The sequence below is a fragment of the Rhodococcus sp. NPDC127527 genome (assembly GCF_042672245.1).
In the GTDB taxonomy this organism is placed as follows: domain Bacteria; phylum Actinomycetota; class Actinomycetes; order Mycobacteriales; family Mycobacteriaceae; genus Rhodococcus_G.
The window spans coordinates 1-17930 of sequence record NZ_JBHXVP010000013.1 but is presented as its reverse complement, the minus strand read 5'-3'; the positions used below and the strand labels follow the sequence as shown (position 1 = coordinate 17930).

Genomic DNA, 17930 nt, shown 5'->3' with positions numbered 1-17930 from the left:
CACGGGTCGCGGGTGCGGGTGCTCGCCAGCCTAGGCGGGCGGGTCGATCTCGGACAGCCCTTCGGCGGTGAGTTCGAGCCATCGGGTCGGTCTGATCTCCCGCAGGAACGGAAGGTCGTGGCCGGCGACGAGGAGCGCGCCCCGGAACTGGGCGAGGGCCTCGGTGAGATGTCGGAGGCTGGGCAGGTCCAGGTTGTTGGTCGGCTCGTCGAGCAGCAGCAGTCGCGGCCCCGGCTCGGCGAGCAGGATGGTCGCCAGCGCGGCCCGCAGTCGCTCACCGCCGGACAGTGCCGCGGCAGGCACGTCGGAGTCGCGGCCGCGGAACAGGAACCGGGCGAGTCGGGCCCGGACCTGCTCGTCGGTGGCGTGCGGAGCCGCATCGGCGACGTTCTCCGTGAGCGTCCTGGATTCGTCGAAGACGTTGAGGCGCTGTGGAAGTACCCGCCACGGCACCAGGGGCGGTGCGGCGGCGACGGCCCTCATCAGGGTGGTCTTGCCGACCCCGTTCGGCCCGATCAGGGCGATGCGTTCGGGTCCGGCGACGGTCAGCGACACGGTCTGCCCGCTCGGCAGGGTGACGTCGTCGAGTGCGACCACCCGCTGACCCGGGTGTACGACGCTGTCCGGCAGGTCGATCCGGATCTCGCGGTCGTCGCGCACGAGCTCCTGCGCGTCCGTGAGGGTGCGGCGGGCGTCGTCCAGCTTGTCCTGGTGGTTGCTGCGCAGCTTTCCTGCCGACACCTGTGCCTGCCGCTTGCGTTCACCGGCGAGGATCCGCGGAATGCTCGACTCCATCTTCTTGCCGTAGCGCTGCCGACGATCGATCTTGGTCTGCGCCTCGACCAGCTCGCGACCCTGCTTGCGCACGTCGGCGCGGGCGTCCCGGACCGCGGCCCGCGCCGCCTCCTGCTCGGATTCGACGGTCTCGCGATAGTGCGTGAAATTCCCGCCGAAGAACCGCAGGTCGCCGCGGCGCAGTTCCGCGATCGTGTCCATCCGGTCGAGCAGATCGCGGTCGTGGCTGACCACCACGGCGACACCGCCGAACTGCTCGACCGCCGCGTACAGGCGCGCCTTGGCCGACAAGTCCAGGTTGTTGGTGGGTTCGTCGAGGAGCAGCACCTGCGGATCGCCGAGCAGCGCGGCGGTCAGGCCGAGCAGCATCGTCTCGCCACCGGACAGCGTTCCGACGGTGCGGCCCAACGCGTCCGGCGTCGGTGCGACATGCGCGAGGCCGAGCCTGTCCAGGCTGGCGACGGCGCGTTCCTCGATGTCCCAGTGGCCCGTGGCGAGGGCGAAGTCGTCCTCGGTTCCCTCGCCGGACTCGATGCGGTGCAGTGCTTTTCGCTGTTCCGCGATGCCGAGAACGGCGTCGACCGTGCGGTCAGGGTCGAGAGTGAGGTCCTGACGGAGATAGGAGAGGGCGCCGGTGACCGTCACCGAGCCGCGATCGGGGTTGAGGGCGCCCGCGATCAGTCGCAGCAGGGTGGACTTGCCTGCGCCGTTGTGTCCGACGAGACCGGTACGGCCGACCGGGAACACGGCGTCGACGCCGTCGAAGGCCTGTTCGCCGTCGGGCCAGGAGAAGGCGAGGTCGGACAGGGTCAATGAGGGCACGGATGCTCCTTCGAGGATGGGTGCGAGGCGCACGGGTACTGCCAGTACCGCGGCGCAGGGAACGCGTCACAACCTCTAAGCGAGCAAGGGCCCTTCTCCGATCGTCGACAACAGGATGGTGACCAGGTTAGGGCGGCAGGGCGGGGGCGGCAAGCGAATTAGGCGTGGAAGGCGCTCAGATCTGCGGGCCCTCGGTGCGCAGGTCGTCCACCTTGCTCATGGCCTCGCGCAGTTCCGCGAGCCACTCCTCGGCGTGCTGACCGGCCAGTTTGACCGTCCAGGCCAGTGCGTCCGCCCGGGACCGGGCCACCCCCGCGTCGACCAGGGTGTCGAGCACCTTGCGTTCGGGCTGGCGCAGCCGGGTCATCACCGGGACCGCGAGGTGAGTGAACAGCACGTGCTGCGCGCCGAGGGTCACTCCCCACGCCACCTTGCGGCCGTACCGGGCCTCGGCCTCGTCGGCGATCCGCATCCGGTCGGCCCGGGTGCTCTCCCGGAACCGGGAGATCCGGCCGTCGATCGCGGCGGGGGAGTCGTCCTCGGGCGCCGGCAGTTCACCGGTCACCACGATCTCCTCCCGGTCCACCTCCACCGTCGCGGGGCCGGTGAACCAGTCGTCGGGCAGGCGCCCGGCGAACCACTCGGTCGCGTCGGAGGCGTCGGGAGCCTGCGCCTGCTGCCATCCGCCGGGCCGGCCGAATCGGCGCCCGCCGTGTCCTGTGTGTCCCATCGTCCTCACCTCGTAAATTGCATTGATTACTTGATTACAACGCTACGCCCGTCATCCGGGAGGCGCCACGGCGCAGTGGTGTGGTTGTGGAGTGCAGGGCCTCCGTAACCACACCACTGCGGCGAAGCCGCATAGTCTCGAGGCCATGCGAATGAAGCTGGGTGTGGCGATCGTCGCGGTGTCGGGACTGGTCGCGGTGACCGCGGGGTGCAGCAGCGGGCCGACGGCGACGGAGACGGCGGCGCAGCAGTTCGCCGACGCGCTCACGCAGCGCAATGCGCAGGCCGCGGCCGCACTGACCTCGGATCCGACCGCAGCGGCTGCCGCCATCGGGCAGATGTTCGACGGGCTGGCGCCGCAGGACGCCAGGTTCACGGTTGCCTCCACCGACAGCGACAAGGGCACGTTCGAGATCGCCGCGAACTGGGCCCTCGGCGCCGCGCCGACAGCCCCGACCACCACCGCCGGCGCCCCCACCACGGCCGCACCCGCCCCGCAGCCGCCCGAGACGTGGACCTACACCACCACCGGCGGCGGACAGGCGGTCGCCGACGGCGGCAAGATCCCGTGGAGCCCGCAACTTCTCGCACCGGGGCTGACCGCGGACACCACGCTGCGCTACACCACTCTGTCCGGCGGATCCCCGAAGGTGCTGGCCGACAACGGCTCACCGTTGATGGCCGAGCAGACCGTCACCCTGGTGAACATCGACCCGGCCAAGACCCCGGACCCGGCCGCCACCGCCGGTGCGCTCGCCCCGCTGCTCACCCCCGTGGCGCCGCCCGTCACCGCCGCATCGCTGCAGTCGGACATCACCGGAGCGCAGGGCAAGACCGTCACCGCGATCACGCTCCGCGACGCCGACCTCGCTCCCATCGCCGAGCGGCTCGCCGCCGTCCCGGGGGTCACCCTCGTCAAGCAGACCCGCTTGCTCACCGTCGACAAGGCCGTCTCGTCCCCGGCCCTCGACGGGCTGCGTGAGCTGTGGCAGCAGGGCCAGGACGCCACCGCCGGCTGGGCCGTGCAGCTGGTGCACGCCGACGGGTCCGCGGACAAGGTCGTCGGGCGCGACGGGACCGCCGCCCCCGACATCGCGAGCACACTCGACCCGGCGGTGCAGTCGGCCGCGCAGGCCGCGATCGCGTCGCTGCCGCAGCAGGCCGCGATCGTCGCGATCCGCCCGTCCACCGGTGCGGTGCTCGCCGTCGCGCAGAACGAACCCGCCAACGCGCAGGGGCCGATCGCGCTGACCGGCCTGTACCCGCCCGGATCGACCTTCAAGACCGTCACCACTTCCGCTGCGCTGCAGCAGGGTTCGGTCACCCCGGACACGGTGTTGCCGTGCCCCGGCACGGCGAACATCGAGGGCCGCACCATCCCCAACGACGACAAGTTCGATCTCGGCTCGGTGCCGCTGCACACCGCGTTCGCCCGCTCGTGCAACACCACCATGGGGCAACTCGCCGTGGGCATGCCGCCCGCGGCCCTGCACGACGCCGCCCTCCAGTTCGGGCTCGGCGTTGACTACGTGACGCCCGGCCTCACCACCGTCACCGGCAGCGTGCCCGCCGCGGACACCCCCGCGCAGCGCGTCGAGTCCGCGATCGGGCAGGGGCAGGTCACCGCCTCCCCGTTCGGGATGGCGATGGTGGCGGCCTCCATCGCGCGCGGCGGCACCCCGCTGCCCGAACTGGTCGTCGGGAAACCGGGGGTGGCCAACACCACCCCCGCGCCGGCCCCGCCCGCCGTCACCGACCAGCTGCGCACGATGATGCGCGAGACGGTGACCGGCGGCACCGCGACACAGCTCGCGGACATTCCCGACCTGCGTGGCAAGACCGGCACGGCAGAGGTAGCCGGCGGACCGGCGCACGGCTGGTTCGTCGGTACGGACGAGGATCTGGCCTTCGCGGTGTTCATCGCCGGCGCGGACAGTTCCGGTCCGGCCGTGGACGCGGCCGGCCGGTTCCTCCGGCCGATTCAGGCGCAGATCCCCCGGTAGCCCGGGCCCGCGTTCGGCCCCGACTCATCGAGTGAACGGATCGTTCGTTCGGTCTGATCGAGTGAACGCTTCCGTTCACTCGATGGGGGAGCGGGCGTGCGGATCAGATGCACCAGACGAGCGCGGCGGACCCTACCGGGACGCTGAAGCACAGGCTCACCGAGCCCCATGCGGGAGTCGCCCCCGAGACTTCACTGGCGGCGGCGACGGGGGCCGCGATGACACCGATCGAGAGGACGACGGCGGTGGCGGCGAGGATTTTCGTGATTTTGGCGGACATCGTGCTCACACCTCGAGCTGGAAAATAGCTGTCGGGTCACACCTGCTGTGACTCCGTAACCATCGTCCGCCCACGGCGCTCGGACGCACAAGGGCTCGGTTCAGTGCACGCCGCGCATCATCCGGCTGATCCACGGGGACAGCAGCACCATCACCACGCCCACCGCGATGGACGCCGCGCCGATCCAGGTGAAGTACGGGGCCTCGTTGTTCTCGTCGTAGTACTTGGCCAGGGTGCCGGCCATCGACGATCCCAGTGCCACCGACAGGAAGAACAGCGCCACCATCTGTGTGTGAAATGCCTTGGGCGCGAGCTTCGTCGACAGCGACAGGCCCACCGGCGAGAGGAACAACTCGGCGAAGGTGAACAGCAGCAGGATGAACATCAGACCCAGCAGCGGCGCACTGTTGGGTCCGCCGCCCGAGAACGGCAGGAACGCCAGGAAGGCCAGGCCCATGATGATCGTGCCGGCCGCGAACTTCAGCGGCGAGGACGGCTGGCGCGGGCCGAGTTTCGTCCAGATCGTCGCGAAGACGCCGGCGAAGACGATGATGAACACCGGGTTGATGGACTGCACCCACGATGCCGGGAAGTCCCAGCCGAACAGATTGCGATCGAGCCGCTTGTCGGCGTAGATCGCGACCACCGTGAACTGCTGCTGGAACAGCGACCAGAAGGCGGCGCTGGCAAGGAACATCGGGATGAACGCGATGACACGGCTGCGCTCGGTGCTGGTGATCTTCTTGCTGGTCAGGATCACCAGGAAGTAGACGACCGACGCGGCGATGGTCAGTCCGACGACGACGTCGGACAGGTTGCCGGTGGTGATCACCCCGGTCAGGCAGAGCGCGAGGACCACGAGCAGGGCGACGACGCCGATGGCGGCGAAGCGCAGCCGCTGCGAGTGCGGCATCGGGTTCAGCGGCCGCTGACCGATGTCGGCGAGGCGCTTGCGGCCGACGGTGTACTGGATGAGCCCGAGCGCCATGCCGATCGCGGCGAGCGCGAAGCCGGCGTGGAAGCCCCAGTTCTTCTGCGCCCACCCGGTGAGCAGCGGGCCGATGAGTGCGCCCAGGTTGATGCCCATGTAGAAGATGGAGAAGCCCGCGTCGCGCCGATCGTCGTTCTCGGCGTAGAGGTCGCCGACGAGGGAGGTGGCGTTCGCCTTGAGCCCGCCGCTGCCGACGGCGATCGCGATCAGTCCGACGCCGACGCCGGCGAGCCCGGGAATCGCCGCGAGCGCGATGTGCCCGCACATGATCAGCACGGCGCTGTAGAACAGCGTGCGCTCGGACCCCAGTATCCGGTCCGCAACCCAGCCGCCGAGGATGGTGGACAGGTACACCGTGCCGCCGTACGCGCCGACGATGCTGGTCGCGGCGACCTGGGAGATGCCGAGCCCGCCGTCGGCGGCCGAGTAGTACAGGTAGTAGATGAGGATGCCTTGCATCCCGTAGAAGGAGAAGCGCTCCCACATCTCGACGCCGAACAGGTTGGCCAGCGCGAACGGCTGACCGAAGAACCCGTGGTCGGACTTGGGGTCCCGGGGTGGCGACTCGAGCTCGCTCATCGGAAAACTGTCCCACGCGGGCCGGGCTCACGCCCAGTCGAAACGCAGTTGCCGGCCGGACCGCGCCGTGGTCAGTGCGCGGTGGAACGTTTGCGCACGAGGGCGTAGATCGCCCGCCAGCCCAGCAGGAACAGCGCCAGCACGCAGGTGGCCACGACGATGAAGCTGAACGCGGTGCCCTGGCCGCCGATCACCCGCAGGATCATCCCGCCCGCGACGGTGCAGAGCCAGATGATCACCCCGGCCGGGAACACCGAGGCGGGCACGGACTTGTTCCGATACAACGCCTCGTTCGCCGCCCACCCGATGGCCAGCCCGCCGAGGAACGGCCAGGCGGTGCTGGCGAGCCCGGCGAGGGCGTTGGCCTCGTCGTGGCTGCGGCGGCCGATCGCGCAGAACACGACGACGAGCACGATGTCGACGACCAGGGCGGGGAGCACCTTCTTCACGCCGACCAGGGTATGCCTGTCGAGTCCCGTCCCTCTGGGCGGGACAAACGGTCCACCGAAGTGCCGGACGAACCTAGCGTGTGGCGGATACTTCCGATCGAACAGACCTCCAGGAGGCAGTGGGCATGACGCAGTGGGATGAAGAATGTGACGTCCTAGTGGTGGGGTCGGGCGGCGGCGGCGTCACCGGCGCCTACACCGCGGCCCGCGAGGGCCTGTCGGTGATCCTGGTCGAGGCGACCGACAAGTTCGGCGGCACCACGGCGTACTCGGGCGGCGGCGGCGTGTGGTTCCCGGTCAACCCGGTGCTGAAGCGCGCAGGCACCGACGACACCATCGAGGACGCGCTCGAGTACTACCACGCCGTCGTCGGGGACCGCACCCCGCGCGACCTGCAGGACGCGTACGTCCTGGGCGGCGCGCCGCTGATCGAGTACCTCGAGCGGGACGAGAACCTCAAGTTCGAGATGCTGCCGTGGCCCGACTACTTCGGCAAGGCGCCGAAGGCGCGCCTGGACGGCCAGCGCCACATCATGCCGTCGGTGCTGCCGGTGGCCGAGGCCCCCGAGCTGCGCGACGTCGTCCGCGGCCCGCTGGACGTCGACCGGCTCGGCGCACCCGCGCCCGACGACTACTTCATCGGCGGCCGCGCGCTGATCGCCCGGTTCCTCAAGGCGATCGAGAAGTACCCGAACGCCAACCTGAACCTGAACACCGCGCTGGCCGAGCTGGTCGTCGAGGACGGCGCCGTGGTCGGCGGCATCGTCGAGCGCGACGGCGAGCGCACCGCGATCCGCGCCCGCAAGGGCGTGCTGCTCGCGGCCGGTGGCTTCGAGGGCAACGACGAACTGCGGCAGAAGTACGGCGTCCCGGGCGAGGCCCGCGACACCATGGGCCCGTGGGCCAACCTCGGCAAGGCGCACCTGGCCGGCATCGCCGCGGGCGCCGACACCGACCTGATGGGCGAGGCCTGGTGGTCGCCGGGCATGACCCACCCGGACGGACGGTCCGCGTTCGCGCTGTGGTTCACCGGCGGCATCTTCGTCAACCAGGACGGCAAGCGGTTCGTCAACGAGTCCGCGCCCTACGACCGGCTCGGCCGCGACATCATCGCCCAGATGCAGGACGGCACCGCCACGCTGCCGTACTGGATGGTCTACGACAACAAGGAGGGCGAGGTGCCGCCGGTCAAGGCCACCAACGTCTCCATGGTCGAGGCCGAGAAGTACCAGGCCGCCGGCCTGTGGCACAGCGCGGACACCCTCGAGGAACTGGCCGAGAAGATCGGCGTGCCGGCCGAGAACCTGGTCGCCACCGTCGCCCGGTTCAACGGATTCGTCGCGGACGGCGTCGACCCGGACTTCGGTCGCGGCGACGAGGCCTACGACCGCGCGTTCTCCGGCGGCGAGCCGCCGCTGGTCACCGTCGACCAGGGCCCGTTCCACGCGGCCGCGTTCGGCATCTCGGACCTGGGCACCAAGGGCGGGTTGCGCACCGCAGTCACCGGGCAGGTCCTCGACCCGTCCGGCAGCCCGATCGCCGGCCTCTACGCGGCGGGCAACACCATGGCCGCGCCGTCGGGCACCGTCTACCCCGGTGGCGGTAACCCCATCGGCACCAGCATGCTGTTCAGCCACCTGGCGGTGCTGGACATGGCGGCCGACAGCTAGACGCACGAGCAACGCGCCCACCCCGACCGGACGGTCGCGGTGGGCGCGTTGCGTTGTGGGGAGTGGATCAGGCCTGCAGGCCGGCCTCGATCTCCAGGGTGATGGTGATCTTGTCGCCGACGACGGCTCCGCCGCCCTCGAGCGGCATGTCGATGCTGATGCCGAAGTCCTTGCGGTTGATCACGGTGCTGGCCTCGAAGCCGGCGACCGGGCCGTTGCCCATGCCCGGGTTCACGCCGTTGAACTCGAGCTTGAGCTCGACCGGGCGGGTGACGCCGTGCAGGGTGAAGTTGCCGTCGACCACGAAGTCCTCGCCCTTGGCGCGAACGCCGGTGGACGTGAAGGTGGCGGTCGGGAACTGCTCGGCGTCGAAGAAGTCGGCGGTCTTGAGGTGGCCGTCGCGCTGCTCGTTGTCGGTGGTGATGGAGGCGACCTGGATCTGCGCGTCGACGGAGGGGGTGCCGTCGGCGGCGACGGTGACGGCACCGGAGAAGTCCTGGAAACGGCCGCGAACCTTGCTGACCATGAGGTGGCGGACCGAGAAGCCGACGGTGGAGTGGCTGGCGTCGATGGCCCAGGTACCGGGGGTCAGGGCGGGGATGGCGATGGCGGTGGTCATGGGGGCTCCTCGATACGTGGCTAGGTGATTGAAACTTCAATCTCTTGCTGGGTCCAACCGTGCCACCGTCCGGAACCTTCCCGCAACCCGATGTGGTGTCCGTCACACAATGGTGCTTCCGGGGGTTCTCCCGAATGTCCCATTGATTCGGTTGACCTGAACCAATGGGACATTCGGGAAGTGGGGGTGTGGGGTGGTCAGGCGACGGCGGGGGCGTGGGCCCGGGACGCTGCGGCCAGCACGGACCGCAGCGCGGAGGCGGTGACCGAGGAGTCCAGGCCGATGCCCCACCGGGTGTCCCCGTCGATCCGGCACCGGGCGAACGTCACCGCCCGGACGTCACTTCCCTCGCCGAGCGACTGCTGCACCATGCTCAGCACCTCGACGTGACGGCCTTGCGCGGCCAGGATCCGCGTCAGGGCCTCCACCGGTCCGCCGCCGATCGCCTCGCCGGCCAACGGGGCCCCGTCCAGCGAGCCGCGCACCCGCACCCGGTCGCCCTCGTCGAGGTGCTCGACGGTCCACTGGGTGAGTTCGACCCGGTGGAAGTACTTGTCCTGCAGCATTTCCCACAGCTGCTCGGACGTCGCCTCGGCGCCGCTGGCGTCGGTGGCCCGCTGGACGTGCCGGGCGAAGTCGATCTGCAACGCCCGCGGCAGGTCGATGCCGTGGTCGCGCTGCAGCAGATACGCGATGCCGCCCTTGCCCGACTGGCTGTTCACCCGGATCACCGCCTCGTAGTCGCGGCCCACGTCCCGCGGGTCGATCGGCAGGTACGGCACCTCCCACGGTGCGGTGGCCGGATCCTCGCCGGCCGCCGCGGCGCGGGCACGGTGGTGCGCGAAGCCCTTCTTGATCGCGTCCTGGTGGGTTCCCGAGAACGCGGTGTAGACCAGGTCGCCGCCGTACGGATGCCGCGGGTGCACCTCGATCCTGTTGCAGTGCTCCACCGTTCGTCGAATCGCGTCGATGTCGGAGAAGTCGATCATCGGGTCCACGCCCTGGGCGTGCAGGTTCAGGGCGAGGGTCACCAGGTCCACGTTCCCGGTGCGCTCGCCGTTGCCGAACAGGCAGCCCTCCACTCGCTGCGCCCCGGCGAGCACCGCCAGCTCGGCGCAGGCGACGCCGGTACCGCGGTCGTTGTGCGGATGCACGGACAGGATCACCGAATCGCGGCGGTCCAGGTTGCGGTGCATGTACTCGATCTGGTCGGCGTACACGTTCGGCGTCGAGATCTCCACGGTGGCAGGAAGATTGTGGATCACCGGCCGGTCGGGGGAGGCCTCCCACAGGGCGGTGAGGCTGTCGCAGACCTGCAGCACGAAGTCGGGTTCGGTCAGGTTGAACACCTCGGGCGAGAACTCGTAGCGCACCCCCGGTTGGTGGTCGCCGCCGCGAGCGACGTCCTCGGCGGCGTCGACGATCAGGCGGTGCAGCGCCTCCCGGTCGTGTCCGAGCACGACCTCGCGCCACGTCGGCGCGGTCGCGGTGTACATGTGCACCACGACATTCGGCAGCCCGCGCACCGCCGCGTAGGTCCGCTCGACGAGGTCGGTGCGGGCCGCGGTGAACACGACGATCGTGACGTCGTCGGGCACCAGGGCCTGGTCGACGAGGGCGCGGACGAAGTCGAAGTCGGTCTGGCTCGCGGACGGGTAGCCGACCTCGATCTCCTTGTAGCCCATGGCAATCATCAGTTCGAAGAGGCGGCGCTTGCGCTGGGGGTCCATCGGTTCGGCGAGGGCCTGGTTGCCGTCGCGCAGGTCCACCGGCACCCACAGCGGCGCGACGGTGGTGCGGTTGGCCGGCCAGGTGCGCTCGACGAGCGGCACCGGCACCCGCTCGGAGAACGGGCGGTAGCGGTGCGAGGGCATGGGGGACGGGGTCTGGCGATTCCAGTTCACGGCGGGGGCTCCTGATGTGGACGGTCGGTCGACCGGCACGGCGGAACCCCGCGGCGGGGAGCCGGTCCGGTCAGACCCCGCCGCGGCGGTCGAGGAGCAGTCCGCGAATGGCCACGACCGGTACGCTAGGCGAAATCAACTTGTCTGACAACCCGAGGAGTTCGTGTGGCCGCTCCGTTGCGCCGAAACCTGCTGGCCGATCAGGCCGCGGACCTGCTGGTACGCCGGCTGGCCGCCGGCGAGTGGGAGGTCGGGGCGAAGCTGCCGGGGGAGACCACCCTCGCCGCCGAACTGGGGGTGGGGCGATCCACCGTGCGCGAGGCGCTGCGGATGCTCGCCGGGCAGGGGTTGCTGCGGGCGCGGCAGGGAGCGGGCGTCTTCGTCGAACGCACCGAACCGGTCCGGGGAGACGGATGGGAATCGGTGCTGCGCGCACAGACCATCGCGGCGGTGGTCGAGGTCCGCAACGCCATCGAGGTCGAGGCCGCCCGGCTCGCCGCCGGGCGGGCCGACGAGGAGGACGTGCGGGCGATGCGACGCGCACTCGACCGTCGCGGGGAGGCGTTCGCCGACGGGGACCGCGAGTTCGTCGACGCCGACATCGACGTGCACCGGGCGGTCGTCGTCGCGGCCCACAACCCGGTGCTGACCGAACTGTTCGAGACGTTCGTGCCCCGGCTGACCGACGCGATGGTCGAGATGGTCGAACTACTCGGCGTCCGAGATCGGGATCCGGACCCCGACGCCGACGAGCACCGGGCGCTGGTCGATGCGGTCGTGTCGGGCGACGCCGAGGCCGCGGCGGCGATCAGTCGGGCGCACCTGGAGGCGATGTTGGCCGCGGTTCGGCGGCAGGATCGATGAGTCGGTCGGAGGGCTGACTCTCCTGCAGTGACTGCTGCTCGGCACGCTCGAGTTCGACGTCGAACTCCAGGTCCTCGTGCTGGTGCCCGCGGAAGAGGAACAGGAACACGACCCAGCCGGCCAGCGCCACGAGGATGAAGCTCACCCCGCGGTAGACGAACGCGGCCGCGACCGCCTGTGAGGCACTGATGCTGGCGGCGGTGGTCAGCGTCGCGATCAGGGTGGCGTCGACGAACACCAGGCCGCCGGGCGCCAACGGGATGGTCGCGACCGCCTTGCCCGCGGCGAACGCGATCAGCAGCCCCGACAGCAGCGGATCGGCCCCGATGGCGTAACAGGCGAACGCCAGGCACACCACGTCGCCGATCCGGTGCACCGCCGACCAGCAGAGCGTGATCGCGCCGTCCTTCTTGCCCAGCTGTACCGACTCGAGCTGGGCCAGCGTCTCGCGCACCGCGTGCATCCCGGTGTCAGCGGGCTTGCCGCGCATCGAGTTGACCCGGACCAGCGCCCAGCGGGCACCGGACTCGATCGAGCTCGGATGCGAGGAGACGTAGCGGACCGCGACGATCAGGGCGATCAGCCCGACGACCGAGAACGTGAGCGTGAACGGGCTGACCGAGCCCCCCACCAGGAGCGCGCCACCGAAACCGATCAGGGCGAGCCCGGCGGCCGCGATCACTCCGGAGATCGCCAGCTGCCAGGACGCCACCACCGGGCTGGCTCCCCAGCGCCGGGTCTCCCGGTAGGTGAAGGCGGTGGAGAAGACCTGGCCCGCGGGCAGCGTCACCGCCATCGCCGTCGACGCGTAGACCACCGCGACCGACTTGCGCTGGATGACGTCGACACCGCCCGCGTGCAACAGCTGCTTCTGCACCCGGCCGTACCCGCTGAGCGAGACGGCCTGCGCGAGGATGCAGGCGGCCAGCCAGCCCCAGTGGATCTCGGTCAGCGCCCGCCAGGACTCGTGCAGCCGCGGCCACAGGTACAGGCCCTCCGCGAACAGCAGCGCGACCACGAGGACTCCGGCCACCCACTTGACCCACCAGAAGCGTCCGCGGCGACGTTCGGGGACGTCCGCGTTCGGGTCCGGCTGCGGCGTTACCACTAGCCCAGACTAGCCAACAGCCGGCGAATTGCCCGCAGACACCGGACCGGCAGTTACGGGTACCGGATAGGGCTGGCCAGGTGCGTGACCCGATTCCGGCCCCGCAACTGCACCTGCTCGCCGAGCTCCCACTGGGCCTGCTCCTCGTCGTCCGCGAAGTACACGGCGCTGGTCGAGGCCAGTACCCGGCTCGGACGCAGCTTGGCCAGCTCGGTGAGCCGGGACGCCTCGTTGACCGGGTCGCCGATCACCGTGTACTCGAATCGCTCGGCGGCACCGATGTTGCCGGCCACCGCGAGCCCGGCCGACACGCCGATGCCGATGTCGAGTCCGGTGATGTCGTTGAGCGCGAACCGCAGCTCCCGCGCGGCGGCCAGTGCCGCGGCCGGGGCGTCCGGTCGGTCCAGCGGGGCGCCGAAGATGGCCAGTGCCGCGTCACCCATGAACTTGTTGACGAAGCCGTGATGACGGTCGACCACGTCGACCACCACCCGGAAGAACTCGTTGAGCAGGCTGACCACCTCGCCCGGCGGCTGCTCGGCCGCCGCCCCGGTCGATCCGACCATGTCGACGAACAGCACCGCCACGAACCGCGTCTCGCCGCCGAGTTCGGTGCCGAACTGCAGCGCGCGACGCGCCACGTCCTCGCCGACGTGCTGGCCGAACAGCTCGCGGAGCACCCGCCGCTCGGCCGAGTCCTGCATCATCCGGTTGAAGCCGACCTGCAACCGGCCGATCTCGCTGCCGTCGAACACCTCGACCTGCACGTCGGTCGCACCGCGCTGGACCCGTTCGATGGCCCGGCGCAACTGGCGGATCGGGTCGGAGATCTGGCTGGCCGTCAGCATCGACAGCACGAATGCGGTGGTGATCGTCATCCCCGACAGCAGCAGGATCGCCACGGCCAGCGAGTTGGTGGAGAACTGCAGGTCGGTGCTCAGCTGGGTGGCGCAGAGCAGGATGATGCCGATCACCGGCATCAGCGTGCCCAGACCCCAGGTCATGGCCATCCTGGTGCCGACCCCCGGCGCGAGCGTCCGGTCGAAGCGGCCCTCGCTCAGCGCCCGTGCCGCCACCGGCCGCAGGATGCGCTCGCCGAGCATGTACGTGAAGCCGAACGTCGTGGTCGCCGCCATGCACACCGTCACGATCACCGCGACGGCCAGCTCGGGCATCTCCGAGGCGGTCAACGCGACGAACAGGATCCCGCCGATCACCCACAGGATCAGGTGCACGATGGCCTGGCGGAGCGGGGCGTGCAGGGCGGCCATCTGCTCGCTGCGGGTGGGGGGTCCGCCGCGCAGCTGCCACCGGATCACCGAGCGCAGCATCAGCGCGGCCGCGCCGAGGCTGACCACCCCGGCCAGGATCAGGTAGATGCCGAAGACGATTCCGTTGCGCAGCCGGTCGGCCACGATCGCGGCCGACTCGGTGATCGGCAGCCCGTACCGGATGAACGCCAGCACCAGCACCGCGCCGATGAAGTTCGCCAGGATCATCGACCCCATGTAGAGCGGCCAACGACTGCGCATGGTCAGCGCGACCGCTCGATAGGAGGATGCCAGCACAGCGACCAATTTAACGCGGTGGTGGGGACCGTCGACGACGCGGACTCGGGAAACGGCCGTCCGGGCACGTCCCGCAAAACCCACGTCCGGCCGATAGGCTCGCGCGGGTGACCGCGAAAGAGTCGCCCCAGACTCAACCGCGGGGCGCCGACGCCGCGTCGGTACACCCGTTGGTCCGAGTCGGCGCCGAGTGGACCTGGCGACTGCTGGTGCTCTTCGCCGGCCTCCTGACCCTCGGCTACCTGGTCCGCAAGCTCGACACCGTGCTCATCCCCGTCGGCCTGGCGCTGCTCGGCGCCGCGCTGCTGTCCCCGCTGGTCGACTGGTTCCAGCGCAAGGGCGTCCCGCGGTCGGCTGCGGTGATCGTCGTGCTGATCAGTGCGATCGGCATCGTCGCGGGCATCATGACCTTCGTCGTCGAGCAGTTCGTCACGGGAATCCCGGGTCTGACCGAGCAGTTCACCCACTCGATCAACCAGATCCAGGACTGGCTGACCTCCGGACCGTTCCACTTCTCCGAGGAGCAGATCCGGAACGCCGGCGACTCGGCGGTCAAGTCGATCCAGAACAACCGGGAGGCGCTGACCAGCGGCGCACTCACCACCGGCAAGGTGATCGGTGAGCTGTTCACCGGCGCCGCGTTGACCCTGTTCACCCTGATCTTCTTCATGTACGGCGGCGACCAGGTCTGGGAGTTCGTCACCCGGATCGTCCCCACCCGCTCACGGCAACGAGTCCGACTCGCCGGCAGCCAGGGCTACCGCTCGCTGGTCGGGTACGTCCGCGCGACGGTCGCGGTGGCGGCCGTCGACGCCATCGGCATCGGTGCGGGCCTGGCGATCCTGGGTGTCCCGCTGGCCCTGCCGCTGGCGTCGCTGGTGTTCATGGGCGCGTTCATCCCGATCGTCGGTGCATTCTTCGCCGGGTTCGTCGCCGTCCTCGTGGCACTGGTGACGAAGGGCCTGATCACCGCACTGATCACGCTCGGCATCATCATCGGGATCATGCAGCTCGAGGGGCACGTCCTGCAGCCGCTGATGCTCGGCCGGGCGGTCCGGTTGCATCCGCTCGCGGTGGTGCTGGCGATCGCCACCGGCATCGTGCTCGCCGGCATCGTCGGCGGTCTGCTCGCGGTACCGACCGTCGCGGTGATGAACACGGCGATCCGGTCGCTGCTCGCCGCGAACCCCGAGGAGGTCCCCGACGAGGTCGACATCGAGGACCCGCACCTGCCCCTGTTCCCGGTCACCCCGGACGAACCCGAGTAGGTCGGTTCCGCCACCTATTCTGGTGCCATGGAGGCAAGGGATCTGCGGGTGTCCGATGCGGAACGCGAACACGTCGGGCAGTTGCTGCAGCGGGCGGTCGGGCAGGGGATGCTCTCACTAGGGGAGTTCACCGAACGGATGGACACGGCACTGGCCGCCCGGACCCGCGGCGAGCTGAACGCGGTGCTCTACGACCTGCCCGGGATGCGGGTAGTCACGGACGAGGCGCCGCCGCAGCCCGCGGCACCGGGTCCGATCTACGCGTCGCCGACGCCCGTGCCTGCGCCGACGAACGTCGTGCGCGCGACCCTGACCTCGGTGACCCGGAAGGGTCCCTGGCACGTTCCGCCGACGCTCCACGTGAGCAGCAAGCTGTCCACGGTCACCCTCGACTTCAGTGAGGCGGTGATGCAGACGCAGGTGGTCGAACTGATCCTCGACGACTTCTGCGGGAATACCACGCTGATCGTCCCGCCCGAGGCGACCGTCGACCTCAACGGAGTCGACACCGTCGGCGGCAGCGCGACCAACCGGGTGCGCACCGGGCCTCAGCCCGGACCGTTGCACCTCGTGGTGCGCGGAAAGGTCCGGTTCGGGTCCATCACGGCCAAGCACCCGTTCGGGACGGCGTGGAAGCGGATGCTCGGCTGAGTCACTCGCGTTTCTGCCGGGCCAGCAGTTCGCTGACACTGACGGTGGGCGCGCCCTCGGTGTGACGATGCCGGCCGGGCTCGACAGGCTCGACGGTCTCGTTCGCGGGCGCGGGGGCCGGTGCCGCGGGCGCCGGCGCGACCCGTGGGGGGACCGGCGGCGGGACGGGCGCGGCCGCCCGAGGTGCGGGCGGTGTGGGCGCGGGCATCGGGGCGGTGGCCGCGGGCCTGGCCTGCGGCGGAACCGGGCGCGGCGGGAGGACCGGCCTCGCCGGTGCCGGCTGCGGCGAACCGTTCGCCGTCGCCCCGTGCCCGTTCTGCGAGATCGCGTTCTGCGCCAGACCGTTCTGGGCTGGCCCGCCGTGCTGCCCGGTCGGGACCGGAACGTTCGCCCGCTCGCGGGCCGGCATCCGCAGGTCCTGCAGCCAGCTCTCGATGGGGCGTTCCTGCGCGGACGGTGTCGACTCCGCCGCCCGAGGCGCGGGTACCCGCACCGCCGGAGCCGGGGGCTCCGGCTCGGGGCGCGGCGTCGTCGCGCGGGGGTTCGAACCCATCATGGGGATCGGTTCGGTCAGCGGCTCCCCGACCAGCGGTTCCACCGTCTCCGCGATGCGGGAGGCGGCCGCGGTCCGCGGCGGCAGCACCCGCTCGACGGCGTCGCGGGTCAGCGGCTTCGACGTGCGGGCCGCGACCGGCGCGGGCGGCGCCATCGCGATGCCGACCGCCGCGATCTCCGGCACGTTCTCCGGCATGCGTTCGTCGTCGAGGATCGGTTCGCCGAGGCCGAGGCGTTCCTGGATGCGTTTCATCCAGGCCGGGGCCCACCAGCAGTCGTCGCCGAGCAGTTTCATGGTGGCCGGGACGAGGAACATCCGGATCAGGGTGGCGTCGATGATCAGGGCGGCGATCATGCCGTAGGCGATGTACTTCATCATCACCAGTTCGGAGAACGCGAACGCGCCGGTGACCACGATCAGGATCAGGGCGGCGGCGGTGATGATGCGGCCGGTGTGCGCGGTCCCGACCCGCACGGACTCGGTGGTGGACGCGCCCTGGGCGCGGGCCTCGACCATCCGGGAGAGCAGGAACACCTCGTAGTCGGTGGACAGGCCGTAGATGATCGCCATGATCAGCACCAGCACCGGCGACATGATCGGGCCGGGGGTGAAGTTCAGTATCGACGAGCCGTTGCCGTCGATGAAGATCCACGTGAGGATGCCGAGGGTGGCGCCGAGGCCGAGCGCGGTCATCAGCACCGCCTTGATCGGCAGCACCAGCGACCCGAACGCCAGGAACATCAGCAGGGTGGTGAGCAGCACGACGATCGTCACCATCAGCGGCAGGTTGTCGAGCAGCGCGGCGATGGAGTCCTGCTCGATCGCGGGGGTGCCGCCGACCAGCATGGTGACCCCGTCGGGGACGTCGATGGCGCGCAGGTAGTCGATGGTCGCCTTGGAGTCGTTGCGGTCGACCAGGCCGGCCTTGAAGACGGTGACCCCGTCCTTGGTGGGGTTGTTGACGGTGAACTTCTCCACCAGACCCGGCGCGGCGCTGGCCTCCTTGACGATCTGGGTGATCTGCGCGCCCTGCGCGCCCTCGATGACCAGCTTGACCGGCTCGGAACGGGAGTT

At 70.3% G+C, this 17930-nt stretch carries 15 protein-coding genes; 5 read left to right on the top strand and 10 right to left on the bottom strand.

From position 1 onward, the window contains the following. Window positions 1-30: 30 nt before the first annotated feature. Both ACFVH2_RS19905 and ACFVH2_RS19900 read right to left on the bottom strand, forming a co-directional pair. Window positions 31-1617 (bottom strand): ABC-F family ATP-binding cassette domain-containing protein, encoded by a 1587-nt coding sequence (locus tag ACFVH2_RS19905; protein ID WP_378425255.1) that lies wholly within the window; start codon window positions 1615-1617, stop codon window positions 31-33. Between the two features lie 175 nt (window positions 1618-1792). Further along, window positions 1793-2347 (bottom strand): hypothetical protein, encoded by a 555-nt coding sequence (locus ACFVH2_RS19900; protein WP_378425257.1) that lies wholly within the window; start codon window positions 2345-2347, stop codon window positions 1793-1795. A 151-nt stretch (window positions 2348-2498) separates the two neighbouring features. Here ACFVH2_RS19900 and ACFVH2_RS19895 point away from each other — a divergent pair, with 151 nt between their 5' ends. Continuing rightward, complete coding sequence (locus tag ACFVH2_RS19895) at window positions 2499-4349, top strand: penicillin-binding transpeptidase domain-containing protein (RefSeq protein ID WP_378425292.1); 1851 nt, start codon at window positions 2499-2501, stop codon at window positions 4347-4349. 103 nt (window positions 4350-4452) lie between these two features. Here the strand turns inward: ACFVH2_RS19895 and ACFVH2_RS19890 are convergent, their stop codons facing one another. From ACFVH2_RS19890 to ACFVH2_RS19880, 3 genes are all read right to left on the bottom strand, one after another. Next, window positions 4453-4629, bottom strand: a complete 177-nt coding sequence (locus ACFVH2_RS19890) for a hypothetical protein (RefSeq protein WP_378425259.1) — start codon at window positions 4627-4629, stop codon at window positions 4453-4455. Between the two features lie 100 nt (window positions 4630-4729). Further along, window positions 4730-6199 (bottom strand): peptide MFS transporter, encoded by a 1470-nt coding sequence (locus ACFVH2_RS19885; protein WP_378425261.1) that lies wholly within the window; start codon window positions 6197-6199, stop codon window positions 4730-4732. Window positions 6200-6270: 71 nt separating this feature from the next. Beyond that, window positions 6271-6648: a DUF3054 domain-containing protein gene (locus ACFVH2_RS19880; protein ID WP_378425263.1), complete on the bottom strand. Its 378-nt coding sequence runs from the start codon at window positions 6646-6648 to the stop codon at window positions 6271-6273. A 125-nt stretch (window positions 6649-6773) separates the two neighbouring features. Here ACFVH2_RS19880 and ACFVH2_RS19875 point away from each other — a divergent pair, with 125 nt between their 5' ends. Beyond that, complete coding sequence (locus ACFVH2_RS19875; RefSeq protein WP_378425265.1) at window positions 6774-8318, top strand: FAD-binding protein; 1545 nt, start codon at window positions 6774-6776, stop codon at window positions 8316-8318. Between the two features lie 67 nt (window positions 8319-8385). Here ACFVH2_RS19875 and ACFVH2_RS19870 read toward each other — a convergent pair whose 3' ends face one another. Both ACFVH2_RS19870 and ACFVH2_RS19865 read right to left on the bottom strand, forming a co-directional pair. Then, window positions 8386-8937: a YceI family protein gene (locus ACFVH2_RS19870; RefSeq protein WP_378425267.1), complete on the bottom strand. Its 552-nt coding sequence runs from the start codon at window positions 8935-8937 to the stop codon at window positions 8386-8388. A 197-nt stretch (window positions 8938-9134) separates the two neighbouring features. Beyond that, the gene (locus ACFVH2_RS19865) at window positions 9135-10811 is read right to left on the bottom strand and encodes a 2-isopropylmalate synthase (protein WP_378425294.1); all 1677 of its coding nucleotides are present in this window, start codon (window positions 10809-10811) and stop codon (window positions 9135-9137) included. Window positions 10812-11006: 195 nt separating this feature from the next. Here ACFVH2_RS19865 and ACFVH2_RS19860 point away from each other — a divergent pair, with 195 nt between their 5' ends. After that, window positions 11007-11705 (top strand): FadR/GntR family transcriptional regulator, encoded by a 699-nt coding sequence (locus tag ACFVH2_RS19860; RefSeq protein WP_378425269.1) that lies wholly within the window; start codon window positions 11007-11009, stop codon window positions 11703-11705. On the opposite strand, the gene ACFVH2_RS19855 is transcribed toward ACFVH2_RS19860, so the two are convergent. Together ACFVH2_RS19855 and ACFVH2_RS19850 are read right to left on the bottom strand one after the other, a co-directional pair. Next, window positions 11650-12813 (bottom strand): YbhN family protein, encoded by a 1164-nt coding sequence (locus tag ACFVH2_RS19855; protein WP_378425271.1) that lies wholly within the window; start codon window positions 12811-12813, stop codon window positions 11650-11652. The genes ACFVH2_RS19860 and ACFVH2_RS19855 overlap by 56 nt on opposite strands. Window positions 12814-12866: 53 nt before the next feature. Beyond that, window positions 12867-14321, bottom strand: a complete 1455-nt coding sequence (locus ACFVH2_RS19850; protein WP_378425295.1) for an adenylate/guanylate cyclase domain-containing protein — start codon at window positions 14319-14321, stop codon at window positions 12867-12869. A 167-nt stretch (window positions 14322-14488) separates the two neighbouring features. On the opposite strand from ACFVH2_RS19850, the gene ACFVH2_RS19845 reads away from it, so the two are divergent. Both ACFVH2_RS19845 and ACFVH2_RS19840 read left to right on the top strand, forming a co-directional pair. Then, a complete protein-coding gene (locus ACFVH2_RS19845; RefSeq protein WP_378425273.1) occupies window positions 14489-15649 on the top strand; it encodes an AI-2E family transporter in 1161 nt (386 codons plus the stop codon). Window positions 15650-15676: 27 nt separating this feature from the next. After that, window positions 15677-16300 carry a DUF1707 domain-containing protein gene (locus ACFVH2_RS19840; RefSeq protein ID WP_378425274.1) on the top strand — a complete coding sequence of 208 codons (624 nt, stop codon included), beginning with the start codon at window positions 15677-15679 and terminating at the stop codon, window positions 16298-16300. A gap of 1 nt (window position 16301) precedes the next feature. Here ACFVH2_RS19840 and ACFVH2_RS19835 read toward each other — a convergent pair. Further along, window positions 16302-17930: MMPL family transporter (locus tag ACFVH2_RS19835; protein WP_378475721.1), on the bottom strand; the 1629-nt coding region annotated here is incomplete at its 5' end.